Here is a 23,259-nt window from a genome sequence, read left to right as displayed (position 1 = left end):
CGAGCTGCCTCAGCGCGGCATCAGGCAGTCCAGCCCGGTACCCGCAGCACCTCGACCACCGCACACGACCAGGTGAAGCCGGCTCCCACACCCATCAGCATGCACCGCTCACCGGCCCGAAGAGCGCCGGAGAGCAACAGATGCTCCAGAGCGGCGATCTGGTCCCCGGCCCCCAGATGCCCCACCCGACTGCTGAACTCCCATGCGGTGCGCTCGGCGTCGATGCCCAGCGGGCGCAGGCAGTTGGTCTGCAAGCGACGGCGCCCGAAGTGCGGCAGCACCCAGCGGGAGATCTCGGCGGCGCTCACCCCGGCATCCGCCAGCGCCTCCTTCACGGCATCGCGCTGGCCGGCCGCCACCCGGGCCACGCTGAACGACATCCCGGCCCGGCGGACGAACCTCTTTTTGTGCGCCTCCAGATCGAGGGCGCCCGGCGGGGCGGTACCTGCGACCCCGAAGGGATCGCCGGCGCGGTGCATCCCCTCCAGTTCCGGATCCGAGACCAGCACCAGTGAACGCACTCGGGCGAACCCCTCCCGCGACGACAGCAGCATGGCGGTGCCACCGTCGGCGTAGACGGTGCCCGGGTCGCTGTGCCAGCGGTCGAAGCCCGGCGGGCAGAACCGGTCGGCCGTGGTGACCAGCACCTGCCCACGCCCTGGCCCCGACCCGGGCGACAGCATGGTGGACGCCAGAAAGAGCGCCGCCATGCCCCCGTTCGAGACCTGGCGCACCTCCAGCGCCGGACAGCCGCCGAGCCGTATCCGCCGCTGCACGTAAGAGGCGGTACCCCACAGGGCATTGCCCTGGTCGTACAGGCTCGCGTGCAGCAGCAGATCCACCTCCGAGCCGTCGGTTCCGGCTCGCTCCAGCGCGCGCCCGGCGGCCCGCACCGCCATCTCGGCGGGCGCCTCGGTGCCGTCCGCGCAGACCGTCACCGACCGCATACCGCTCGCCGCGGCCGAGGCCGCCTCCCACTCGCCCCGAGCCACCGCCTCGGTCACCGGCAGCGCGGGCGGCAGCCAGCTGCCGAGACCGGCGATGTACAGCTGATCGCACCTCATGGACGCTTCCTCTCCAGGCCCGGATCGGCCCCCGGGCGCCGCTCAGATCGTCCGGCCCGCTTCTCGACGGTGGATCGAGGACCGCTGGAGGACCTCGATCCACCGTCGAGTGAAGCTGTAGCGGGCCCCGCGAAGATCGGCCGCGGCGGACCGCTCGGGGCGGTGTGCCGAAGGGAGAAACCATGTCGCGCTCAGTGCCGGCCGCCGGACCGGAGCCGCTTCCCGTGGCCCTCCTGCTGCCGGGTCAGGGAGCCCAGCACCCAGGCATGGCCACCGGTTTGTACGGTCACGACGAGGTCTTCACCGACGCGGCGGATGAGGTGTTCGCCGCCCTCGGCACGGTCGGTGACCAGGTGCGCGACGACTGGCTCGGGGACCGCCCCCAGGTCCCGGTGGACCACGTCACCCGATCCCAGATCCTGCTGTTCACCATCGACTACGCCCTCGGGCGGACCGTGGAGTCGTGGGGGATACGCCCGGCCGCGCTGCTCGGTCACAGCGTCGGCGAGATGGCCGGGGCGGTCCTGGCCGGAGTGTTCGCCCTGGCCGACACCGCCCGGCTGATGTGGGACCGGGTGACCCGGCTCGCCGAAGGGCCGGCCGGCGGAATGGTCGCAGTGGCCGCGGCCCCCGAAGCGCTGACGCCCTACCTGCGCGACGACGTGGTGGTGGGCGCGCACAATGCTCCGCGCCAGACCGTGCTGGCCGGCCCGGAACCACACCTGGGCGAGGTCACCGTCCTGTTGCAGGAGCAGGGGATGGTGTGCCGGACCGTGCCGGCCTCGACGCCGTTCCACAGCCCGGTGCTTGCGCCACTCGCCGCCCGTGCGGCGCCGGCCTTCGCCACGGTGCGGACGCAGCCACCCGCGCTCACCCTGATCTCCGGCTACACCGCCGCCCCGCTCACCGCCGACCAGGCCGCCGACCCCGCCTGGTGGTCCTCCCATCCAGCCGCGCCCGTCCGGTTCTGGCCCGCTCTGGACCATCTGCTGCGCGGCCCGGAGCTGCAACTCGTGGAGTGCGGACCCGGCCGGGGGCTGACCGCCATCGCCAAGCGGCATCCGGCTGTGCTGGCCGGACGCAGCCGCACGCTGCCGCTGCTCCCGGCCGGCCCGGCCGATGAGGCCGAGGCGCGCGACTGCCTGGCCGCCGCACGGTCCTTCCTGACCCCGGCCGCCGCCTGACCGGCCCGCGTGTCCGCCCGGCCGATCCGGTGCCCCTGACAGAAAGGCTGCGATGACGACCATGGACACACCCGCCCCGGCCGCCGCTGCACCGGCGTCCACGACACCACCGGCGTCCGCCGTGCGGCAGCGGGTCGACGAACTCGGCGCGCTCCGCGCCGAAGTGCACGCGGGCCCGGGGGAGAAGGCAACCGCCGCTCAGCACGCACGAGGGAAGCTGACCGCCCGTGAGCGGATCGACCTGCTACTGGACCCGGGGACCTTCCACGAGGTGGAGCCCTTCCGCCGGCACCGGGCCACCGGTTTCGGACTGGAGCTGAAGCGCCCCTACACGGACGGCGTCATCACCGGCTGGGGTGAGGTGGAGGGCCGGACCGTCTTCCTCTATGCCCACGACTTCCGCATCTTCGGCGGCGCACTCGGAGAGGCACACGCGGCGAAGATCCACAAGATCATGGACATGGCTCTCGCCGCCGGCGCCCCGCTGGTGTCGCTGAACGACGGGGCCGGCGCCCGCATCCAGGAAGGCGTTTCGGCGCTTGCCGGGTACGGCGGCATCTTCCGTCGCAACACCCGTGCCTCGGGCGTGATTCCCCAGATCAGCGTGATACTTGGCCCGTGCGCCGGAGGCGCCGCCTACAGTCCCGCACTGACCGACTTCGTGTTCATGGTGCGCGACACCTCGCAGATGTTCATCACCGGCCCCGACGTCGTGCAGGCAGTCACCGGCGAGCAGATCACCCAGAACGGCCTGGGCGGCGCCGACGTGCACGCGCAGACCTCCGGAGTCTGTCACTTCGCCTACGACGATGAGGAGTCCTGCCTCACCGAGGTCCGCTACCTGCTGACCCTCCTGCCGCAGAATAACCGGGAACGCCCACCCCGGGCCGCCACCGGTGACCCGGCCGGCCGGCGGTCACCGAAACTGCTGGACCTGGTCCCCGCGGAGGGAAACCGGCCGTACGACATGCTTGAGGTGATCTCCGAACTGGTCGACGACGGCGAACTATTGGAGGTCCATGAGCGGTGGGCCCCCAACGTGCTCTGCGTCCTGGCCCGGCTGGCCGGCGAGGTCGTCGGCATCGTCGCGAACCCCAGCCCATGGCACTGGCAGGCGTCCTCGACATCAAGGCGTCCGAGAAGGCCGCCCGCTTCGTCCAGACGTGCGACGCATTCAGCATTCCGCTGGTCACCCTGCTGGACGTCCCCGGCTTCCTGCCCGGTGTCAGCCAGGAACACGACGGGATCATCCGGCACGGGGCCAAACTGCTCTACGCCTACTGCGACGCCACCGTGCCGAGGATCTCAGTGATCCTGCGCAAGGCATACGGCGGCGCCTACATCGTCATGAACTCCCAGTCCATCGGCGCCGACCTGACCTTCGCCTGGCCCACCAACGAGATCGCCGTCATGGGGGCCGAGGGTGCCGCCAACGTCATCTTCCGTCGTCAGATCGCCGAGGCCACGGCCCCCGAAGCGACGCGCACCCAGCTGGTCAAGGAATACCAGGCGGAACTCATGCACCCCTACTACGCGGCAGAGCGCGGGCTGGTGGACGACGTCATCGACCCGGCCGACACCCGCCGCACGCTCATCTCCGCGCTCGCCATGCTCCACACGAAGCACGCGGAGCTGCCCTCCCGCAAACACGGCAACCCACCACTGTGAGGCCGTAGCCCCTGCCCTGGCCGGGCCTTGCGCTGAGCGGGCCATGCGAAAGGCGCCCGACCGGCAAACCCCAGGTCAGGCGCCTTTTCCTGGGCCTCTAGAAGAACCCCAGCTTCTTCGCCGAGTAGCTCACCAACAAGTTCTTCGTCTGCTGGTAATGATCCAGCATCATCTTGTGGGTCTCCCTGCCGATGCCGGACTGCTTGTAGCCGCCGAAGGCCGCGTGGGCCGGGTAGGCGTGGTAGCAGTTGGTCCAGACGCGGCCGGCCTGGATGGCGCGGCCCGCGCGGTAGGCGGTGGAGCCGTCGCGGGTCCAGACGCCGGCGCCCAGGCCGTAGAGGGTGTCGTTGGCGATGCCGATCGCGTCGTCGAAGTCGCTGAAGGGGGCGACGGCCACGACGGGGCCGAAGATTTCCTCCTGGAAGACCCGCATGTCGTTGTTGCCCTCGAAGATGGTCGGGCGGACGTAGTAGCCGCCTTCCAGCTCGCCGCCGAGTTCGGCGCGGGAGCCGCCGGTCAGGATGCGGGCGCCTTCCTTCTGGCCGATGTCCAGGTAGGAGAGGATCTTCTCCAGCTGGTCGTTGGAGGCCTGGGCGCCGATCATGGTGTCGGTGTCCAGCGGGTGGCCCTGGACGATCTTTTCCGTGCGGGCCACGCCGGCCTCCAGGAAGTCCTGGTAGTGGCCGCGCTGGATCAGCGCCCTGGACGGGCAGGTGCAGACCTCGCCCTGGTTGAGGGCGAACATGGTGAAGCCTTCCAGAGCCTTGTCGTGGAAGTCGTCGGCGGCGGCGGAGACGTCGTCGAAGAAGATGTTGGGGCTCTTGCCGCCGAGTTCGAGCGTGACCGGGCGCAGGTGCTCGGAGGCGTACTGCATGATCAGGCGGCCGGTGGTGGTCTCACCGGTGAAGGCGACCTTGGCGACCCGGGGGCTGGAGGCCAGTGGTTTGCCGGCCTCGGCGCCGAATCCGTTGACGATGTTGACCACGCCGGGCGGCAGCAGATCCGCGATCAGGCTCATCCAGAAGTGCACCGAGGCGGGGGTCTGTTCGGCCGGCTTGAGGACCACGGCGTTGCCCGCGGCGAGGGCCGGGGCGAGCTTCCAGGTCGCCATGAGGATGGGGAAGTTCCAGGGGATGATCTGGGCGACCACCCCGAGCGGCTCGTGGAAGTGGTACGCGACGGTGTCCTCGTCGATCTCCGACAGCGAGCCCTCCTGGGCGCGGATGGCGCCCGCGAAGTAGCGGAAGTGGTCGATGGCGAGCGGGATGTCGGCCGCCAGGGACTCCCGTACGGGCTTGCCGTTCTCCCAGCTCTCCGCGACCGCCAGGGCCTCCTGATGCTGTTCCATCCGGTCGGCGATCTTGTTCAGGACGGCGGCGCGTTCGGCGGCGGCCGTGCGGGCCCAGCCGGGGGCGGCCGCGTGTGCCGCGTCCAGGGCGCGCTCGACGTCCTCGGCGGTGCCGCGGGCGACCTCGGTGAACGGTGCTCCGTTGACCGGGGTCGGATTCTCGAAGTACCGGCCCAGGACGGGCGCCACATACTCGCCGCCGATCCAGTGGTCGTAGCGGGGCTGATAGCTCATCACGGCATCGGCGGAACCCGGGCTGGCGTAACGGGCCATGGGGCGGCCTCCCAATCGCTCTCGGCGCGGTGCCCGGCACTCCCGTGTGACGGGCGTTGCGCGCAGGCTAGAACCGGGGAGGTTGCGTGGACGTTGCGACGCGCGCGGCGGCCGGGGCACCCACCGCACCGCCGCGGGTCAGGCCGTACGCCGCGCGCAGCCGGTGCGCGGTGGCGAGCGGTGCGCTGCGGGCCGGGGAGCGCTCCGGCAGGGCGTCGACCAGGGCTTCCCAGATCTCCAGGTCGTCCTCGCCCCAGGGGGTGCGCGACCACTCGCGCAGCAGGCCGGGGTCGCGGGCGCCGAGCAGCGCGGACCGCATCCGGTCCGCCAGTGTGCCGCGCAGCCGCTGGACACCGGGGGCCTCCGACGACGGCAGCAGCGGGCCGCGATAGGCGTTCAGCGCGGAGCGCACCTCGCCGGCCGCCAGCGCCTCCTCGACCGCGTCCAGATCGGTCTCGACGGACCGGCTCAGCCGGTACGGACGGGAGTGCAGCAGGGTGCCGACCAGCTGCCGCAGCCGGGACAGTTCGGCCCGCAGCGTGACCGGGCGCCGCTCGCGCTCGCCGTACAGCAGCATCGAGAGCTGATCGCCCGTCAGGCCCTCGGGATGCCGGGCCAGCAGCGTGATGATCTCGCTGTGCCGGCGGCCCAGCCGGAGCCGCTCCCCGTCCAGGACCAGCAGCGCCTCGTCCCGGCCGAGGGTGGCGAGATGGACGCCCAACTCCGGTACGGCTGAGGCGAGATGGGCTTCCGCGGCGCGGGCGGTGGCCTGCACCAGCGCCAGGCAGTGCGGACTGGCCACATGGTCCCCGCCGGTGAGGTCCACCGCGCCCAGCAGCCGGCCGGTCCGTGGATCGTGCAGCGGGGCGGCGGCGCAGCTCCAGCGCTGCACCTGCCGGTTGTAGTGCTCGGCGGCGAAGATCTGGACGGCGTGATCGGCGGCGAGGGCGGTGCCCGGGGCATTGGTGCCGGCGTGCCGCTCGTCCCAGCGGGCGCCGACCACGAAGTTCATCCGCTCCGCACTGCGCCGCACCCCGGGGTGCCCCTCCACCCACAGCAGCCGTCCCTGCGGATCGCAGACGGCCAGCAGATGCGCACCGTCCTGCGCGAAGCTGCCCAGCAGCTCCCGGAAGACCGGCATCGCACGGGCCAGCGGATGCCCGTCCCGGTAGGCGCTCAGCGCGGCCTCGTCCAGCTCGATGGGGGCGGCGCCGTCGGCCGCCGCGTGCGCGTCGGCGGAACGGCGCCAGGAGTCGGCGACCACCTGGCGGACCGGCGGCGCGACCGTCCCGTCGGCCAGGAAGGCCGCATGGGCCCTGCGCACCGTGCGGGTGCGCTCCACCGGATCGGCTCCGGCCTCCATCGCCAGCCAAGGGTTGACCACGTGTCACCTCTTCGATACGGCTCCTGCCCCCGTACGGCCGATGGTGCTCGTAGCGGGCGGGGCCGTAAACCCCGCGGGGCGCGCCGGGTGCCATCGAGGAGCGCGCGTCGAGCGGTCGTGCGCCGTGCCGGATGCCCGCGGGGACAGCCGGGGGTGCCGGACGGCGAACGGGCGGAAGGCGCTGCCTCCCGCCCGACTCCGCGCCGGCTGCCGCTACTTGATCGCCTTGATCAGCTCACCATTGGTGGTGTCACCGCTCAGCTCCCAGAAGAACGTGCCGCCCAGCCCCTGTGCGTCCTTGAAGGCCATCTTCGTGCCGATGGTCTCCGGGGTGTCATAGCTCCACCACTGGTCGCCGCACTTGGCGTAGGCGGTGCCGCCCACCTTGCCGGTGGCCGGGCAGCGGCCCTTGAGGACCTTGTAGTCGTCGATGCCGGCCTCGTACTTGCCCGGTGCCGCGCCGGTCGCCGTACCACCAGGTGCGTCCTGGGTGACGCCGGACCAGCCGCGGCCGTAGAAGCCGATGCCCAGCAGCAGCTTGCTCGCCGGCACGCCCAGGCCCTTGAGCTTGGCGAGGGTGTCGGTGCTGTTGAAGCCGGCCTTGGGGATGCCGTTGTACGACGTCAGCGGGGAGTGCGGAGCCGTCGGGCCCTTGGCGTCCCAGGCGCCGAAGTAGTCGTAGGTCATGGGGTTGTACCAGTCGACGTACTGGGCCGCGCCCGCGTAGTCAGCGGCGTCGATCTTGCCCCCGGCCGAGGCGTCCGCGGTGATCGCGGCGGTCACCAGATTGCTCCGGCCGAACTTCGACCGCAGCGCCTGCATCACCTTGGTGAAGGCGTCCCGGCCGCTGGTGTCGCAGGTCAGACCGCAGTCGTTGGGGTACTCCCAGTCGATGTCGATACCGTCGAAGACATCGGCCCAGCGCTTGTCCTCGACCAGGTCGTAGCAGGACTGCGCGAAGGCGGCCGGGTTCTTCGCGGCCTCACCGAAGCCGCCCGACCAGGTCCAGCCGCCGAACGACCAGATCACCTTGAGGTCCGGGTGCAGCTTCTTGAGCTTTCTGAGCTGGTTGAAGTTGCCGCGCAGCGCGCCGTTGTCCCAGGTGTCGGCCTTGCCGTCGACGCTCTGGTCGGCGGTGTACGCCTTGTCGTAGTCGGCGTAGGAGTCACCGATGGCGCACTTGCCGCCCTGGACGTTGCCGAAGGCGTAGTTGATGTGCGTCAGCCTGGCCGCCGAGCCCGAGGTCTCGATGTTCTTGACGTGGTAATTGCGGTCGTAGACACCCCAGTTGGTGAAGTATCCGACGACCTTGCCGCCCGCCGCCGCGGGTGCCGCCGGGGCGGTGTCGCGCGGTGCGGTGGGGGCGTTCGCGGGGCTGGCGGAGGCCGGTCCGGCGAGCAGGGTGCCGGCCAGCGCCGCCGTACACAGCGCGGTCACGGCGGCGATCACTCTGCGCGGGGCGCGCAGCCGGTGCGGTATTGGCATGTCGTCTCCTCGGAGGGGGGTAGGGGTGTCCGCGTTCCCCAACGGCCCGCGCTCCAGAAGGACGGCGGGGCTCCGCGGACACTCCCTGGGGGGAGCCTGACCTGCGTTCCGAATTGGCATGAACGCGTTGAACGTTGGAGGAGAAGGTAGAAGGACTAGACCAGTGAGTCAATGGTTCGGACCAATTTGGCGTCGGGTGGGTGCCGAGGCCGGATCCCCTTGGCCAATGATGATCAACCCGTGACGCGGAGCCTCCGATCGGGCATACTCCTAGCGCCACAGTCGCAGGTCATCGCCTTCCGAGACCCGGAAAGCGATCATCGGCCTGGCACTACGGAAACCGGCGCCGCCGCCCACCCCGCGCGTGTCGCCGCAGCGCCCGACAGGGAGGAGAGCGCCGCCATGACCGAGTACGGCCCCCGGCCGGTGGACCGCAGGCTGCCCACCGAAGAAGCCCGTGACCTGATGACGCTCGTACGCGAGCTCGCCGACCGCGAGATCCGGCCAACGGCCGCCGAGGAGGAGGACGCCGGCCACTTCCCGCGCGCGACCTTCACCCTGCTGTCGGAATCCGGCCTGCTGTCGCTGCCCTACGACGAGGAATTCGGCGGTGGCGGCCAGCCGTACGAGGTGTACCTCCAGGTGCTGGAGGAGCTCGCCGCGGCCCGGCTCACCGTCGGCCTCGGCGTCAGCGTGCACACCCTCGCCTGCCACGCGCTCGCCGGATACGGCAGCAAGGAGCAGCGCGCCGAACGCCTCCCGGACATGCTCGGCGGCGGACTCGTCGGCGCGTACTGCCTCTCCGAGCCCTCCTCGGGCTCCGACGCCGCCTCCCTGACCACCCGGGCCACCCGCGAGGGCGATACCTGGACGCTGGAGGGCACCAAGGCCTGGACCACCCATGGCGGCGTGGCCGATTTCTATACCGTGCTGGCCCGCACCGGCGGCAGCGGCGCCCATGGCATCACCGCCTTCCTCGTGCCCGGCGACGCCGAGGGCCTGAGCGCCGCGGCCCCCGAGCGCAAGATGGGCATGAAGGGCTCCCCGACCGCCCAGCTGCACTTCGACGCCGTCCGGGTCCCCGACTCCCGCCGCATCGGGGAGGAGGGCCAGGGCTTCGCCATCGCCCTGTCCGCCCTGGACTCCGGGCGCCTGGGCATCGCGGCCTGTGCCGTCGGCGTCGCCCAGGCGGCGCTCGACGAGGCGCTCGCCTACACCGCCGAACGACAGCAATTCGGCCGCCCGATCGCCGACTTCCAGGGGCTTCGCTTCATGCTCGCCGACATGGCGACGCAGATCGAGGCGGGCCGCGCCCTCTACCTCACCGCCGCCCGGCTGCGCGACGCCGGTCTGCCGTTCTCCAAGGAAGCGGCGATGGCCAAGCTGTTCTGCACCGACACCGCGATGCGGGTGACCACCGACGCCGTCCAGCTCCTCGGCGGCTACGGCTACACCCTCGACTTCCCGGCCGAGCGCTATATGCGCGAGGCCAAGGTGCTCCAGATCGTCGAGGGCACCAACCAGATCCAGCGGATGGTCATCGCCCGGCATCTCGCCGGCCCCGAGAAGCGCTGAGCGGGACGGGGTGGGCGGGTCCGTTCCCGCCCACCCCGCGGCTTTCCGCCGGCCGGGCCCGGGGGCAGTCCACCAGTCCCTGTGCAGAGATCGTGAGGTCGCCATGGCTCCAGGAATCAGTGGCGCGCGGACCAGAAGTCGGTAAGAGGCGAAGGGGTGATGCGCCCCCTACCTTCCTTCCGGGTCTGGTCGTCCGTGCACAGCTGACGTACCGTCAACTCCCGTTTGTGAGCGTCGTACCGGAGTGACGCCCGGCCGCCCGTGCGCCCAGGAGGAGACCGTGCCCGACCGCCCGATCGCGCTCGACGAGTACCCGATCCATCAGGTCCCGCTGTCCCTGCGGCATGTCGCCACCAGCGACCGCAACGCCTACGACCGGTGCATCTTCCACGTCATGGACCACTCCGGCCGCGCCCTGCTGATCGTCGGCCTCGGCGTCTACCCCAACACCGGTGTCATCGACGCCTATGCCACCCTCCGCCTCGGCGACCGGCTGTATGCCGTACGGGCCTCCGACGCGCTCACCGACGACCGCCTCGCGCTCACCGTCGGCCCGCTCACGATCACCGTCGAGGAGCCGCTCGCCCGCCTCCGGCTGACCTGCGCCGCGGACCCCGGTGACCCGGACGGCCTGTCCTACGACCTGACCTGGAACGCGGCGTTTCCCGCCACCTGGGAGCCGCACCACACCCAGTACCGCGGCGACCGGCTGATGCTGGAAGGCCGCCGGTTCGTCCAGGCGGGCACCTGCACCGGCAGCATCCGCGTCGCCGGCCAGGAGATCGCCGTCACGGCGGGGGAGTCGACCGGTACCCGCGACCGCAGTTGGGGCGTCCGCCCGATACCCGGCGAGGACGGCGGACGGGCCGCGGAGGAGCTGCGGCCCGAGGGCTTCCACTGGATCTGGTGCCCGGTGCGCTTCGACGACCGCTTCGTGATGGTCATCGTCCAGGAGGACGCCGACGGCCACCGCACCCTCAACGAGGCCCTGGTGGTCCACGACGACGGCCGCGAGGTCCAACTCGGCTGGCCGCACACGGACATCGGCTACCGCCCCGGCACCCGCCACCCCGAACGCGCCGTCCTCCACCTCACCGGCCCCGGCCGCAAGCCCCTGGAACTCACCGCCGAGATCCTCACCTCCTCACCCCTCGCCCTCGGGGCCGGCTACCCTCCCCCAAGCTCTCAACTCCGTTCGAGCAGGGGGGACCCCCATGCCGACGACTGGCAGCACGGCACCTGGCGGGGCCGCGGCTGGACCGACCGCCGCAGTTACGACCTCACCGACCCGGCGGCACACCCGCTCGCCGCCTACGGAGTCACCGACCACGCCGCCCGCTTCACCCTCGACGGCCAAACCGGCCACGGCATCTTCGAGCACGGCAGCTTCGGCCGGCACGATCCCAGCGGCTTCACCGGCTATGACTCCGTCGCGGGGGAGGCCGGCCGATGACCGCGCAGCCGCCGCCCGCTGCGGCCCCCGGCGGAAGCCGGCCCGGGGGAGTGCCCACCGGGCGGCGCCCCCGCACCACCACCCGCGACCCCGAAGCCCTCACCCGCCGGCTCACCGCCTGGCTCGGCACCCGGCTGCCCGGCGCCCGCGCCGTCGCCGCGACCGTCCCGGACTCCAACGGGATGTCCAGCGAGACCCTGCTCTTCGACATCGAGCACCCCGAGCCGCCGTCCCCCGCGCCCTCGGCCGGGCCGGAGCAGGGAGCGGCCCCCGTCTCCTGCGCCCTGCGGCTCGCCGCCGACCCCGCCGCGTACACCGTCTTCCCCCGGTACGACATGGCCCGGCAGTACCGCACCATGCGCCTGGTCGCCACCCACACCGACCTCCCGGTGCCCCGCGCCCTCTGGCTGGAGGAGGACCCGGCGCACCTCGGCGCGCCGTTCTTCGTCATGGCCCGCGCCCACGGCCGCGTCCCCCCGGACGTCATGCCCTATACGTACGAGGGGAATTGGCTGCACGACGCCACCGACGCCCAGCGCGACCACCTGGAAGCCGCCAGTGTCTCGGTCCTCGCCCGGCTGCACGACCAAGTCCCGCCCGCCGCGGCCGACTTCCTCGCCGGTACCGGCACCGGGAGCGCGCTGCACCGGCACGTGGAGGCCCAACGGGACTACTACGCCTGGGTCGTTGACGGCCGCCCGCGCTCCCCGCTCATCGAGCGGGGCTTCGCCCGGCTGGCCGACCACTGGCCGTCGGACCCCGGCGAGACCGTGCTGAGCTGGGGCGACGCCCGGATCGGCAATATCGTCTACGACGGGTTCGAACCGGCTGCCGTCCTCGACTGGGAGATGGCCGCTCTCGGCCCCCGGGAACTCGACCTGGGGTGGATGGTCTATCTCCACCGCTTCTTCCAGGATCTCGCCGAGGCCGGCGGCCAACGGGGACTGCCCGGGCTCCTGACCCGCGACCGTGTCGAGCGCCGCTATGCCGCACTCACCGGACACCCGCCCCGCGATATGGACTTCCACACCCTCTACGCGGCCCTGCGGCATGCCATCGTCATGCTGCGAGTGGCCTACCGCCAGGTTCACTTCGGTGAGATGCCGGTTCCGGCCGACGCCGATGCGCTGATCCTCCACCGGGAGACGCTGGAGGCGATGATCGAGGGCCGCTACTGGTGAGCGCGGCCCCTTGTGAAGACTCGGAAACCTCTCAGGCGCCCGGACGCATCCCCGGCACCCGCACCGGCCGGGTGCCGGGCCCGCCGATGTGCGAGAACGGCTGACGGCGCCAGTCCAGGCTCTCCGGGAGCGTCAGCAGCATCGCCGCGTCCTGCTCCTGGGCGTCCAGGGTGTCCTCGGACTCCGGCGCCTCGGACGCCGCCCGGCCGGAGCCCTGGCACACCGTCAGCCCGAAGGGGTTCCACGGCGAGGCGCACAGGGCGTGCTCCGGAAGCGTGTCCTCGTCCGCCAGCAGCGCGATCGGCTGAAGGCAGTCGGGGCAGGTCACTCGGTAGATCTCATAGGTGTCGAAAGAGTCGTCCGCACCGTCGTCGCCGGAGAGGCCGGAACTGTCGCCCTCCTGGGCGCCGATGTTCGCGGCAGCTGAGTCCTGCTTAAGGCGTCGCATGATGTCCATCCCCCTCGGGTGGGCCGGTCGTACCGCTGACTTCCTGTGACGGGCGGTCCCGGCCACCAGCAGCAATTCCCTTCATGCCGCACGCATAATCGCCGGCACCCCACCGACACCGGATCGCGCGTGTGGCATTGGTCACATGGCCCGGCGTAAGGGGGTCCACGATCCGGCGCGCGGTGCGCACACGCGCCCGCGCGCAGTAAGTTGAGTGCGTGGAGGAGTTGGACCGACAAATCGTGGATCTGCTCGTCAAGGACGGGCGGATGAGCTACACCGACCTGGGCAAGGCCACCGGCCTGTCCACCTCGGCGGTGCACCAGCGGGTGCGCCGCCTGGAGCAGCGCGGTGTCATCCGGGGCTATGCCGCCATCGTGGACCCCGAAGCGGTGGGCCTGCCGCTCACCGCCTTCATCTCGGTCAAACCCTTCGACCCCAGCGCGCCGGACGACATCGCCGACCGCCTGGCCGAGGTCCCCGAGCTGGAGGCCTGCCACAGCGTCGCGGGCGACGAGAACTACATCCTCAAGGTGCGGGTCGCCACCCCCTTGGAGCTGGAGCATCTGCTCACCCGCATAAGGACCCTCGCCGGTGTCTCGACCCGCACCACGGTCGTGCTCTCCACCCCCTACGAGGCCCGTCCGCCACGCATCTGACCGGTGATCGCCCCCCGCGCGCGGCCCGTCCGCGCACAGGGGTCAAACTGTCCGGTATGAGCGAGCGCACCCCCGATCCGGTCCGACAGCACCCTTCTGGCCCGGCCCGTCCCCGTACGGTCCTGCTGCGCGGCGGTGAGGTGCACAGCCCCGCGGACCCCTTCGCCACCGCCATGGTCGTCGAGGGCGACCGCATCGCCTGGGTCGGTGAGGAGGGCGCGGCCGACTCCTTCGCCGAGGGCGTGGACGAGGTCGTCCCGCTCGACGGTGCGCTCGTCACCCCGGCGTTCACGGACGCACATGTGCACACCACCGCGACGGGGCTCGCGCTCACCGGACTCGATCTTTCCGGTGCGGCCACCCTGTCCGACGCCCTGGCCCGGATCCGCGGCTATGCGGCCGCGCGGGAGGCGGACCGGATCCTGCTCGGCCACGGCTGGGACGCCAGCGCCTGGCCGGAGGGCCGCCCGCCGTCCCGCACGGAACTGGACGCGGCCACCGGCGGCCGGCCCCTCTATCTCACCCGGGTGGATGTGCACTCCGCGGTCGTCACGACGGCACTGCTCGATCTGGTCCCCGGCGTGCGTGACCTGCCCGGATTCCGGGCCGACGCCCCGCTGACCGGCGACGCCCACCACGCGGTGCGGCAGGCCGCGTACGCCACCGTCACCCCCGCCCAGCGCGCCGAGGCGCAGTCCGCCGCGCTCGCCCGCGCCGCCTCGCTCGGCATCGGCAGCATCCATGAGTGTGCCGGCCCGGATATCTCCGGTGAGGACGACTTCACCGCGCTGCTCGCCCTGGCCCGGGAGGGGAACGGCCCGCGCATCGTCGGCTACTGGGCCGAGCTGGTCGCGTCCGCAAAGGAAGCGGAGCGGATCCGGGAGCTCGGGGCCCTCGGCGCCGCGGGCGACCTCTTCGCCGACGGATCGCTCGGCTCGCACACCGCCCATCTGCACGCCCCGTACGCGGATTCCGCCGGCCACACCGGCGCCGGGCACCTCGACGCCGAGGCCGTCGCCGCCCATGTCGCCGCCTGCACCGAAGCCGGACTCCAGGCCGGCTTCCACGCCATCGGGGACGCGGCCCTGACCGGCGTCGTCGACGGGGTACGGGCCGCCGCCGAGCGCATCGGCCTGGACCGGATCCGGGCCGCCCGGCATCGCGTCGAGCACGCCGAAATGCTCACCGAGCAGACCATCGCCGGCTTCGCCGACCTGGCCCTGACCGCCTCCGTCCAGCCCGCCTTCGACGCGGCATGGGGCGGCGCGGAGGGCATGTACGCCGCCCGGCTGGGCGCCGACCGGGCCCGCACCCTCAACCCGTACGCCGCGCTGCTCAAGGCCGGCGTCCCGCTCGCCCTCGGCTCCGACAGCCCGGTCACCCCGCTCGACCCCTGGGGCACCGTCCGGGCCGCCGTCTTCCACCGCACCCGCGCCCACGGCATCTCCGCCCGCGCCGCGTTCACCGCTCACACCCGCGGCGGCTGGCGTGCCATCGGCCGGGACGACGCGGGCGTCCTGGTGCCCGGCGCGCCCGCCGACTACGCGGTCTGGCGCACCGGCGAACTGCTCGTCCAGGCGCCCGACGAGAGGGTGGAGCGCTGGTCCACCGACCCCCGCTCCGGCACCCCCGGCCTGCCCGATCTCACCCCCGGCAACGACCTCCCGGTGTGCCTGCGCACGGTCGTCGGCGGGCGGACGGTCTTCGGACCGCCGAACGAGTGACATCGCGCAGGCAGGTGCCACCACGGACCGCGCTTGCTGCTCCTTGGCCCACATGCGGGCGCTCGCGGCTGACCTGGGGCGACGCGAAAACGACGCAGGCGGAGCACCTGTTGACAGCAGGCGGTCGGCGGCCGGTAGGTTCGGCCGAGTCCACCACAGGACGTCCGACCGGTAGATCTCCGCGCAGTCGTCGAACGCAGCTGGGCCATGGGGCGGTGCGCCACTGGGGCACACCGCCACTGGGAGCCAGGTCCAGGACCCGCGGCACGGGGCGACGGAAGGTTTCGGCCGGCCGGCGGGTGCGACCCGGGTGGGGCCCGGACGCTCAGTAGACAACGGCTCTCGGTCGACCCGCAGCCAGCGGGTCCCAGGTCGGCCCGAAGGGCGCCGGGCCCCTATCCGCACCGCACCGCCTCCCTGCGCCCTCCCCGGATGCCCCTTCACCTTTTGTGCACCCCGCATCCGTAACCCCGGCCTCCCGATGTACGGTCAGCTCACCACCACGACCTGCAGGAAGGCTCGCGACGTGCCATCGGGCTCCGACACCACCGAACAAGCCGTCAGCGGCAGCACGGCCGCCGGCCCGGTGCCCCCCGCCGGGACGGGCTCCCCGGCCGCCGCGCCCGCCCGCCCCGGCCGCGCCCGGCGGCTCGCCGCCCTGGCCCGCCGTGAGGCGCCGCGCACCGGCCTCGCGGTCGTCGCCGGTCTCGTGCTCGGACTCGCCTTCCCGCCGTACGACCTGTGGCCGCTGTCCCTGGTGTCCGTCGCCGCGCTGTCGCTGCTGACCCGCGGCCGGACCGCCCGCCAGGGCGCCTGGACGGGCTTCGCGTTCGGGCTGTCCTTCTTCCTGATCCTGCTGAAGTGGCTCCATGTCATCGGCTGGGACGCGGTGGTGGGCCTCTCGATCATCGAGGCGCTCTTCCTGGCACTGCTGGGCGCGGCGCTCGCCGTCACCTCCCGGCTGCCGGCCTGGCCGGTGTGGGCCGCCTGTCTGTGGGTCGCCGAGGAGTGGGCCCGCGACCGGCTGCCGCTCGGTGGCTTCCCGTGGGGCCGGCTGGCGTTCGCCAACACCGGCTCGCCGTTCACCCCGCTCGCCGCGCTCGGCGGTGCCCCGCTGGTGACCTTCGCCGTCGCGCTGGCCGGGGCGCTGCTCGCCGCCTGTGCCGCCACCCTCTGGGGGCTGCGCGGGAAGGGGTCGCTGCGCCGCGCCGTGCCGGCCATCGAGGCGTTCGGGCTCGCCGCCGCGGTCGCCGCGGCCGGTGTGCTGGTGCCGGTGCCCACCAAGGCCGACGACACCGTTGACATCGCTGTCGTCCAGGGCAACGTCCAGTCACCCGGTATGGACTTCCTGGGCCGCCCCATGATGATCACGGACAATCACGCCACCGCCACCGAGAAGCTCGCCGCGGACGTCAAGGCCGGCCGGGTCAGGAAGCCGGACCTGGTCATCTGGCCGGAGAACTCCTCCGACCTGGATCCGTTCAAGTACCCGCAGGCGTACGACCGGATCGACGAGGCCGTGAAGGCCATCAACGTGCCCGTCCTCGTGGGCGCCCTGGTGGATCACCCCACCAAGGAGGGCTACGTCTTCAACGAGGGCATCGTCTGGGATCCGAAGAAGGGGCCGGGCGCCTCCTACACCAAGCAGCACCCGGTGCCGTTCGGCGAGTATGTGCCGTTCAAGGAGCAGCTCAGCAAGATCATTACGCGCTTCCAGCGGGTGACCCGCAACTTCTACCCCGGTGACCACACCGGGGTGCTCAAGGTCGGCCCCGCCCGGCTCGGCGACGTCATCTGCTTCGAGGTCGCCTACGACCAGATCGTCCACGACACGGTCAACGCCGGCGCCCGCGCCCTGGTCATCCAGACCAACAACGCCACCTACGGCCGCACCGGCCAGCCCGAGCAGCAGCTGGCGATGTCCAAGCTGCGCGCCGTCGAACACGGCCGCGCCGTGGTCACCGCCGCCACCAGCGGAATCAGCGCGGTGGTCGCCCCGGACGGCACGATCACCCACCGGATCCCGGAGTTCACCCAGGGCGTGGTCTCCGCGCGGATTCCGCTGCGGGACGAAACGACGCTCGCCGACCGCGTCGGAGCCGCTCCGGAGTGGGCGCTCGCTATCGTGGGCCTTCTGTCCTGCGCCGCCGCGGCAGCCATCGGCCGGCGTGGGCGTACGAAGGACGAGAAGGGGCAGCAGTGACAGACGGTCAGCGGCAGTACGGTCCGCTCGGCACCACGTTGGTGATCATCCCGACGTACAACGAGGCGGAGAACATCAAGCCGGTCGTCTCGCGGGTGCGGTCCGCCGTCCCTGAGGCCCATGTCCTGGTCGCGGACGACAACAGCCCCGACGGCACCGGCAAGCTGGCCGATGAGCTGGCCGCCGGGGACGACCAGGTCCATGTACTGCACCGCAAGGGCAAGGAAGGGCTCGGCGCCGCCTATCTCGCGGGCTTCCGGTGGGGCGTCGACCACGGCTACGGCGTGCTGGTCGAGATGGACGCCGACGGTTCGCACCAGCCCGAGGAACTGCCCCGGCTGCTCACCGCCCTCAAGGGCGCCGATCTCGTCCTCGGCTCGCGCTGGGTGCCCGGCGGCCGTACCGTCAACTGGCCCAAGTACCGCCAGCTGATCTCCCGCGGCGGCAGCACCTACTCCCGGCTGGCGCTGGATCTGCCGCTGCGCGACATCACCGGCGGCTACCGGGCCTTTCGCGCGGAGGCCCTCAAGGGGCTGGGCCTGGACGATGTTGCCTCCCAGGGCTACTGCTTCCAGGTCGACCTCGCCCGCCGCGCCGTGCAGGCCGGCTATCACGTAGTCGAGGTCCCGATCACCTTCGTCGAGCGCGAGTACGGCGACAGCAAGATGAGCCGCGACATCGTCGTGGAGGCGCTGTGGCGCGTCACGGCCTGGGGCGTCGGCTCACGGGTCGACAAGATCCGCGGCCGCTGACGCCCGGCCCGCCACCGCCCGGCCGCCGGGAGTTGATCTCTCCGGTGACCCTCGGGAAAGGCGGCCGGACGGGCCAGGCACACTTGAGGCATGACGTTCGGAGCCACGCCATCGCCGAGTCCCCGCCCGCCCCAGCGCTCGCGCGCCCGTAGGTTCGTCCCCTTGGGCATCGCCGCCTGGATGGTGCTGGAGATCTGGCTGCTGACCGTCGTCGCCGGTGCCACCAACGGTCTGACGGTGCTGCTCCTGCTGGTCGCCGGAGTGATCGTCGGCGGCTACGTGACCAAGCGGGCCGGCCGTCGCGCCTGGCGGAACCTCACCGAGAGCTTCCAGACCGCCGGCGACCCGGCCGCGGCCGACGACTCCCCGGCCGGCAACTCCTCGTCCGGCAACGGCAGATCCGGCAATGCCAAGTCGGGCAGCGGCAAGTCAGGCAGCGGCAATACGCTCCCCATGGTCGGCGGACTGCTGCTGATGCTGCCGGGGCTGGTGTCCGACGCCCTGGGGCTGCTCTGCCTCTTCCCACCGACCGGGAAGCTGATGCAGCGCCGCGCCGAGAAGCTGCTGTCCCGGCGGGCGGGCTACGCCCCGGGCTCGTTCGGTGACGCGTTCCAGCAGGCCCGGATGCACCGGCCGGACGGCAAGGTCGTGCAGGGCGAGGTCATCCGCGACGACGAGCCGCCGGCCCCGCGCCGCCAGGATCCGCCGCTGACCGGCTGACCCGCTGCCCCGTTGAGCGCATCGGGCTGAACGCCCGCGCGGACGACAAAAAGCCGGGGCCACTGCGTGATGCAGTGGCCCCGGCCCTTGCGTACTTGCTTGGCGCAGGTCCGTTGTCAGGCGGACTTGCGGTTGCTGTCGCGCGGATGCACGGCGATGTTCATGGTGCCGGAGCGCAGGACGGCCAGCCTCTCGGCCAGCACCTCCTCGAGCTCCTCGCGGGTGCGCCGCTCCATGAGCATGTCCCAGTGCGTACGCGCGGGCTTACCCTTCTTCTCCTCGGGGCCGTCGCCATCCACCAGAAGAGAGGGTGCACCGCATACCTTGCACTCCCACTCCGGCGGAATCTCGGCCTCAACCGAGAACGGCATCTCGAATCGATGTCCGTTCTGGCATGCGTACTCCACCGCCTGGCGCGGGGCCAGGTCGATGCCGCGGTCGGTCTCGTAGCTGGTCACCACGAGTCGCGTGCCGCGGAGAGCTCGCTCACTCATGAATCGTGCCTCCCGGGCTTGTCGCCCACAGGACAGGTGTCGCTGTCGTCGTCATCCGGTCAACGTCCGGTCGGCGGTGAAGATTCCCGAATTCGGGATATGAGCCCACCCGTCGCCCACCACCGCCCTTGACGGAGGCGCTGTGCGCCGCTGCCTACCTTCGTGCCGCCCCTTGTTGTACCCACCGGCGCCCGGTTTGTCACATCTGGCAGCAGATGTCACCCAGCGCCTTCCATGCTTGAGCGCGCAGTAACGGTCCGCCTGGTGAGCCAAAGGCGTACACTACCGCCCCGCACGCCCGGAGGCTAAATCCGGTCAGGTACTGGATTCCGGTCGCCGGAATGTCCCGGCCGGCCGCGCTGGTCGCGGCGCCGGCAGTCCGGCTCGTCCAGAGCCCCGCCGGTGCGCCGGATGCGCCCGTCCCCGCCATCCCGTCCCCCCCGTTCCCCCCGTTCCCCCCGTTCCCCCCGTTCCCCCCGTTCCCCCCGTTCCCCGCGGTGCACGGCCGGCGGCCCACGGGCGGCTCAGACCCAGAGTCCCCGCTCGGTCAGCACCGTCCGCAGCGTTTCTAGGCGATCGGTCATGATGCCGTCCACGCCGAGATCCAGGAGGGCGTTCATCCGGTCCGCGTCATTGACCGTCCAGACGTGCACCTGCATGCCCAGCGCATGCGCCGCGCGCAGGAACAGCGGATCGACGACCGGGAGGCCGGACTGCCGCTCGGGGACCTGTACGCATACCGCGCTGCGCCGCACCGCCGCGCCCAGCAGCCGGTCGAGCGGCAGCACTCCGCGGCCGTACGAGCGCAGCCGCAGCCCGGCCACCCCACGGGTGCCGAGCGAGCTTGCCATCCGCCGGCCGGCCAGCTGCTGGGCCCGTGCCACCCGGGCCTCCGAGAACGAGCCGACGCACACCCGCTCCCAGGCGCGGGTGCGGCGGAGCAGGTCCAGCAGCGGCGCCAGCGCGGCCTCGGCCTTGAGGTCGACGTTCCAGCGCGCCTCGGGGAACTCCTCCAGCAGCTCCTCGAACAGCGGCAGCGGCTCCCGTCCGCCGACCCGGGCCCGGCGCACCGCCTGCCAGGGGAGTTCTCCGATCGCGCCGCGGGTGTCCGTGACGCGGTCGAGTGTCGCGTCATGGAAGGCGACGAGCCGGCCGTCCGAAGTGGCGTGCACATCGGTCTCCAGATAGCGGTATCCGAGGCCGACCGAGCGCCGGAAGGCGGCGGCGGTGTTCTCCAGGCCCTCCGCGTCGCCGCCCCGATGGGCGAAGGGGAGCGGTCCGGGGTGGTCGAGATAGGCGTGGCGGATGCATATCGCTGAGGTCACTCCGGCAGTATGGCGCGCTCAGGTGAAGCCTCTCCGCGGGCCACCACCGGGGACGGCTGCACGGCTGTGCCCCGGACCGCGAAGCGGCGGAGGAAGAACTGCGCCAGGGGGCCGATGGCCAGCGCATAGACGACCGTGCCGACGCCGACGGACCCGCCGAGCGCGAAGCCCGCCGCCAGCACCGTCACCTCGATGCAGGTCCGCACCAGCCGCACCGGGCGGCCGGTCCGCCGGTGCAGGCCGGTCATCAGCCCGTCGCGCGGCCCCGGGCCGTAGTCGGCGGAGATGTACAGCCCGGTCGCGGCGCCGTTCAGGAGGACGGCGCCCGCCAGCAGCGGGATACGGGCGCCCAGCGAATCCAGCTCCGGCACCCAGGCCAGCGTCGCGTCCATCACCAGGCCGAGGATCACCACATTGGACACCGTGCCCAGACCGGGGCGCTGGCGCAGCGGGATCCAGAGCAGCAGGATCAGCGCGCCGGAGACGATGGTGACCGTGCCGATCGACAGCCCCGTATGACGGGATATGCCCTGGTTCAGCACGCTCCATGGCTCCAGCCCCAGCTCGGCCCGCAGCATCAGGCCCATGCTCACGCCGTACAGCGTCAGTCCCGTATAGAGCTGGACCAAGCGGCGCGCCAGCGCGCCCCTCCCCGGGCCGGGCTCACTGATCATGGACACGACTTTTCCCCCTCCTGGCAGGATTGGACCGACGCATGACACCATGTGGCGTGTCCGGGCTCGGGAAGTAGAGCCAATTCGTGGAAGGTGGACTGATCTTCATGGCTCAGTGGACTTCAGCGGTTGGCGCGCCCCAACTCGCCCGGCTGCTCCGGTCGCAGGACCCGCGCGATGCCCAACTCGCGGTCGGCGGCCGCCGGTTGCCCGCCTATCGCAGCCTCGCCGACGGTGTGCGCCTGCTCGTACTGGAAGGCCGGATACCGGTCGCCGCCCGGCTGCCGGCCGAGCGCGAACTGGCCGCGGCCTTCGGCGTCAGCCGCACCACCGTCGCCGCCGCCTATGAAGCGCTGCGCGCCGAGGGGTTCCTGGAGTCCCGGCGCGGCTCGGGCAGTTGGACCGCCGTCCCGGCCGGCAATCCGCTGCCCACCCGCGGTCTGGAACCGCTGCCCCCGGAAGCCGCCGGCTCCATGATCGACCTCGGCTGCGCCGCCCTCCCGGCCCCCGAACCCTGGCTCACCCGCGCCGTCCAGGGCGCCATGGCCGACCTTCCGCTCTACTCCCACACGCACGGCGACTACCCGGCCGGGCTGCCCGTCCTGCGGCAGGCCCTCGCGGACCGCTACACCGCCCGCGGTATCCCCACCATGCCGGAACAGATCATGGTGACCACCGGCGCGATGGGCGCCGTCGCCGCGATCTGCCGGCTCTGTACCAGCCCCGGCGAGCGGGTAGCCGTCGATTCGCCGTCGTACGCCAACATCCTCCAGCTGATGCGGGACGCCGGCGCCCGGCTCGTCCCGGTCGCCCTCGGGGACAAGCTGGCCGGCTGGGACATCCCCGTCTGGCGCCAGGTGATGCGCGATGCCGCCCCCCGTATGGCCTATGTCGTCGCCGACTTCCACAACCCCACCGGCACCCTCGCCACCGAGGACCAGCGCCGCCGCCTCGTCGACGCCGCCCGGTCGGCCGGCACCCTGCTCGTCGTCGACGAGACCATGACCGAGCTTCAGCTGGACGAGGACACCGAACCACCCCGGCCGGTCTGCGCGTTCGACCCGGCCGGCAGCGCGGTGATCACCGTCGGCTCGGCGAGCAAGGCGTTCTGGGCCGGGATGCGGATCGGCTGGGTGCGCGCCGCCCCCGACATCATCCGCAGCCTGGTCGCCGCCCGCGCCTACTCCGACCTGGGCTCACCGGTCCTCGAACAGCTCGCCATCGCCTCGCTCCTGGAGACCGGCGGCTGGGAGCAGGCCATCGGCATCCGCCGCGAGCAGGCCCGGGAGAATCGCGATGCGATCGTCGAGGCGCTGCACCGGCATCTGCCCGACTGGGAGTTCAGCGTGCCACGCGGCGGCCTCACCCTCTGGGCGCGGACGGGCGGACTCTCCGGTTCGCGGATCGCGGAGGCGGGGGAGCGGCTCGGCGTACGGGTGCCCTCCGGCCCGCGATTCGGTGTCGACGGAGCCTTCGAGGGCTTCGTACGGCTCCCGTTCACGGTCAGCGGGGCGGTCGCCGACGAGGCCGCGGTCCGGCTGGCCGGCGCCGCGCGACTGGTGGCGACGGGTGCGCCGGTGGAGGCGGAGCTGCGGCACACGTTCGTGGCCTGACGGCTAGCCCCGGCCCCGTCTTTGAGGGCGGG

At 72.1% G+C, this 23,259-nt stretch carries 18 protein-coding genes and 1 pseudogene; 11 read left to right on the top strand and 8 right to left on the bottom strand.

Translation table 11 applies throughout. The annotated features are described in order from the left end of the window. Window positions 1-20: 20 nt before the first annotated feature. On the bottom strand, window positions 21-1,064 hold the full coding sequence (locus AC3EUV_RS32905; RefSeq protein ID WP_435604506.1) for a ketoacyl-ACP synthase III family protein: 1,044 nt from the start codon (window positions 1,062-1,064) through the stop codon (window positions 21-23). Between the two features lie 182 nt (window positions 1,065-1,246). Here AC3EUV_RS32905 and AC3EUV_RS32900 point away from each other — a divergent pair, with 182 nt between their 5' ends. Both AC3EUV_RS32900 and AC3EUV_RS32895 read left to right on the top strand, forming a co-directional pair. Then, window positions 1,247-2,248, top strand: a complete 1,002-nt coding sequence (locus tag AC3EUV_RS32900; protein ID WP_432146117.1) for an acyltransferase domain-containing protein — start codon at window positions 1,247-1,249, stop codon at window positions 2,246-2,248. A 52-nt stretch (window positions 2,249-2,300) separates the two neighbouring features. Beyond that, window positions 2,301-3,916, top strand: a pseudogene (locus tag AC3EUV_RS32895) (acyl-CoA carboxylase subunit beta). 97 nt (window positions 3,917-4,013) lie between these two features. Here AC3EUV_RS32895 and exaC read toward each other — a convergent pair. From exaC to AC3EUV_RS32880, 3 genes are all read right to left on the bottom strand, one after another. After that, window positions 4,014-5,537, bottom strand: coding sequence for an acetaldehyde dehydrogenase ExaC (gene exaC, locus AC3EUV_RS32890; RefSeq protein WP_435604505.1), 1,524 nt, complete (start codon window positions 5,535-5,537; stop codon window positions 4,014-4,016). A 67-nt stretch (window positions 5,538-5,604) separates the two neighbouring features. Then, on the bottom strand, window positions 5,605-6,921 hold the full coding sequence (locus AC3EUV_RS32885) for a GAF domain-containing protein (RefSeq protein ID WP_435604504.1): 1,317 nt from the start codon (window positions 6,919-6,921) through the stop codon (window positions 5,605-5,607). A gap of 213 nt (window positions 6,922-7,134) precedes the next feature. Then, window positions 7,135-8,406, bottom strand: coding sequence for a glycoside hydrolase family 18 protein (locus AC3EUV_RS32880; protein WP_432146113.1), 1,272 nt, complete (start codon window positions 8,404-8,406; stop codon window positions 7,135-7,137). 402 nt (window positions 8,407-8,808) lie between these two features. Between AC3EUV_RS32880 and AC3EUV_RS32875 the strand changes: the two genes are divergently transcribed. The 3 genes from AC3EUV_RS32875 to AC3EUV_RS32865 all read left to right on the top strand — a co-directional run bounded on the left by AC3EUV_RS32875 (window position 8,809) and on the right by AC3EUV_RS32865 (window position 12,615). Next, window positions 8,809-9,981: an acyl-CoA dehydrogenase family protein gene (locus tag AC3EUV_RS32875; RefSeq protein WP_435604503.1), complete on the top strand. Its 1,173-nt coding sequence runs from the start codon at window positions 8,809-8,811 to the stop codon at window positions 9,979-9,981. A gap of 280 nt (window positions 9,982-10,261) precedes the next feature. Next, window positions 10,262-11,434, top strand: coding sequence for an Rv3169 family protein (locus AC3EUV_RS32870; protein ID WP_435604502.1), 1,173 nt, complete (start codon window positions 10,262-10,264; stop codon window positions 11,432-11,434). Beyond that, the gene (locus AC3EUV_RS32865) at window positions 11,431-12,615 is read left to right on the top strand and encodes a phosphotransferase family protein (RefSeq protein ID WP_435604501.1); all 1,185 of its coding nucleotides are present in this window, start codon (window positions 11,431-11,433) and stop codon (window positions 12,613-12,615) included. Before AC3EUV_RS32870 ends, AC3EUV_RS32865 begins: the two co-directional genes overlap by 4 nt. A 31-nt stretch (window positions 12,616-12,646) precedes the next feature. Here the strand turns inward: AC3EUV_RS32865 and AC3EUV_RS32860 are convergent, their stop codons facing one another. Continuing rightward, window positions 12,647-13,072, bottom strand: coding sequence for a hypothetical protein (locus AC3EUV_RS32860; protein WP_387243979.1), 426 nt, complete (start codon window positions 13,070-13,072; stop codon window positions 12,647-12,649). Window positions 13,073-13,281: 209 nt separating this feature from the next. On the opposite strand from AC3EUV_RS32860, the gene AC3EUV_RS32855 reads away from it, so the two are divergent. From AC3EUV_RS32855 to fxsA, 5 genes are all read left to right on the top strand, one after another. Beyond that, complete coding sequence (locus AC3EUV_RS32855; RefSeq protein WP_026170119.1) at window positions 13,282-13,722, top strand: Lrp/AsnC family transcriptional regulator; 441 nt, start codon at window positions 13,282-13,284, stop codon at window positions 13,720-13,722. A gap of 56 nt (window positions 13,723-13,778) precedes the next feature. Further along, the gene (locus AC3EUV_RS32850) at window positions 13,779-15,446 is read left to right on the top strand and encodes an amidohydrolase (RefSeq protein WP_435604500.1); all 1,668 of its coding nucleotides are present in this window, start codon (window positions 13,779-13,781) and stop codon (window positions 15,444-15,446) included. Window positions 15,447-15,927: 481 nt separating this feature from the next. Continuing rightward, complete coding sequence (gene lnt / locus AC3EUV_RS32845) at window positions 15,928-17,649, top strand: apolipoprotein N-acyltransferase (protein ID WP_435604499.1); 1,722 nt, start codon at window positions 15,928-15,930, stop codon at window positions 17,647-17,649. Next, complete coding sequence (locus AC3EUV_RS32840) at window positions 17,646-18,401, top strand: polyprenol monophosphomannose synthase (protein WP_432146107.1); 756 nt, start codon at window positions 17,646-17,648, stop codon at window positions 18,399-18,401. The genes lnt and AC3EUV_RS32840 overlap by 4 nt, the downstream gene beginning before the upstream one ends. Window positions 18,402-18,491: 90 nt before the next feature. Then, window positions 18,492-19,121 (top strand): FxsA family membrane protein, encoded by a 630-nt coding sequence (gene fxsA / locus AC3EUV_RS32835; RefSeq protein ID WP_432146106.1) that lies wholly within the window; start codon window positions 18,492-18,494, stop codon window positions 19,119-19,121. A 116-nt stretch (window positions 19,122-19,237) separates the two neighbouring features. Here fxsA and AC3EUV_RS32830 read toward each other — a convergent pair whose 3' ends face one another. The 3 genes from AC3EUV_RS32830 to yczE all read right to left on the bottom strand — a co-directional run bounded on the left by AC3EUV_RS32830 (window position 19,238) and on the right by yczE (window position 21,614). After that, window positions 19,238-19,615: an RNA polymerase-binding protein RbpA gene (locus AC3EUV_RS32830; protein WP_026170122.1), complete on the bottom strand. Its 378-nt coding sequence runs from the start codon at window positions 19,613-19,615 to the stop codon at window positions 19,238-19,240. A gap of 524 nt (window positions 19,616-20,139) precedes the next feature. Further along, window positions 20,140-20,940, bottom strand: coding sequence for a glycerophosphodiester phosphodiesterase family protein (locus AC3EUV_RS32825; protein WP_432146105.1), 801 nt, complete (start codon window positions 20,938-20,940; stop codon window positions 20,140-20,142). Next, window positions 20,937-21,614 carry a membrane protein YczE gene (yczE, locus tag AC3EUV_RS32820; protein ID WP_435604498.1) on the bottom strand — a complete coding sequence of 226 codons (678 nt, stop codon included), beginning with the start codon at window positions 21,612-21,614 and terminating at the stop codon, window positions 20,937-20,939. The genes AC3EUV_RS32825 and yczE overlap by 4 nt, the downstream gene beginning before the upstream one ends. Before the next feature lie 107 nt (window positions 21,615-21,721). Between yczE and AC3EUV_RS32815 the strand changes: the two genes are divergently transcribed. Continuing rightward, window positions 21,722-23,227: an SCO1417 family PLP biosynthesis transcription factor gene (locus tag AC3EUV_RS32815; RefSeq protein ID WP_432146104.1), complete on the top strand. Its 1,506-nt coding sequence runs from the start codon at window positions 21,722-21,724 to the stop codon at window positions 23,225-23,227. Window positions 23,228-23,259: the final 32 nt, after the last annotated feature.

This window comes from Streptomyces sp. bgisy130 (assembly GCF_057708345.1).
The sequence above is the reverse complement of the archived record's forward strand: the minus strand, read 5'-3'. Positions and strand labels throughout refer to the sequence as shown.

Bases quoted from the DNA above. Each gene is read 5' to 3' on its own strand.
- AC3EUV_RS32905 (WP_435604506.1), bottom strand. From the start codon at position 1,064: ATGAGGTGCGATCAGCTGTACATCGCCGGTCTCGGCAGCTGGCTGCCG.
- AC3EUV_RS32900 (WP_432146117.1), top strand. From the start codon at position 1,247: ATGTCGCGCTCAGTGCCGGCCGCCGGACCGGAGCCGCTTCCCGTGGCC.
- exaC (WP_435604505.1), bottom strand. From the start codon at position 5,537: ATGGCCCGTTACGCCAGCCCGGGTTCCGCCGATGCCGTGATGAGCTAT.
- AC3EUV_RS32880 (WP_432146113.1), bottom strand. From the start codon at position 8,406: ATGCCAATACCGCACCGGCTGCGCGCCCCGCGCAGAGTGATCGCCGCC.
- AC3EUV_RS32875 (WP_435604503.1), top strand. From the start codon at position 8,809: ATGACCGAGTACGGCCCCCGGCCGGTGGACCGCAGGCTGCCCACCGAA.
- AC3EUV_RS32865 (WP_435604501.1), top strand. From the start codon at position 11,431: ATGACCGCGCAGCCGCCGCCCGCTGCGGCCCCCGGCGGAAGCCGGCCC.
- AC3EUV_RS32860 (WP_387243979.1), bottom strand. From the start codon at position 13,072: ATGGACATCATGCGACGCCTTAAGCAGGACTCAGCTGCCGCGAACATC.
- AC3EUV_RS32850 (WP_435604500.1), top strand. From the start codon at position 13,779: ATGAGCGAGCGCACCCCCGATCCGGTCCGACAGCACCCTTCTGGCCCG.
- lnt (WP_435604499.1), top strand. From the start codon at position 15,928: ATGTACGGTCAGCTCACCACCACGACCTGCAGGAAGGCTCGCGACGTG.
- fxsA (WP_432146106.1), top strand. From the start codon at position 18,492: ATGACGTTCGGAGCCACGCCATCGCCGAGTCCCCGCCCGCCCCAGCGC.
- AC3EUV_RS32830 (WP_026170122.1), bottom strand. From the start codon at position 19,615: ATGAGTGAGCGAGCTCTCCGCGGCACGCGACTCGTGGTGACCAGCTAC.
- yczE (WP_435604498.1), bottom strand. From the start codon at position 21,614: ATGATCAGTGAGCCCGGCCCGGGGAGGGGCGCGCTGGCGCGCCGCTTG.
- AC3EUV_RS32815 (WP_432146104.1), top strand. From the start codon at position 21,722: ATGGCTCAGTGGACTTCAGCGGTTGGCGCGCCCCAACTCGCCCGGCTG.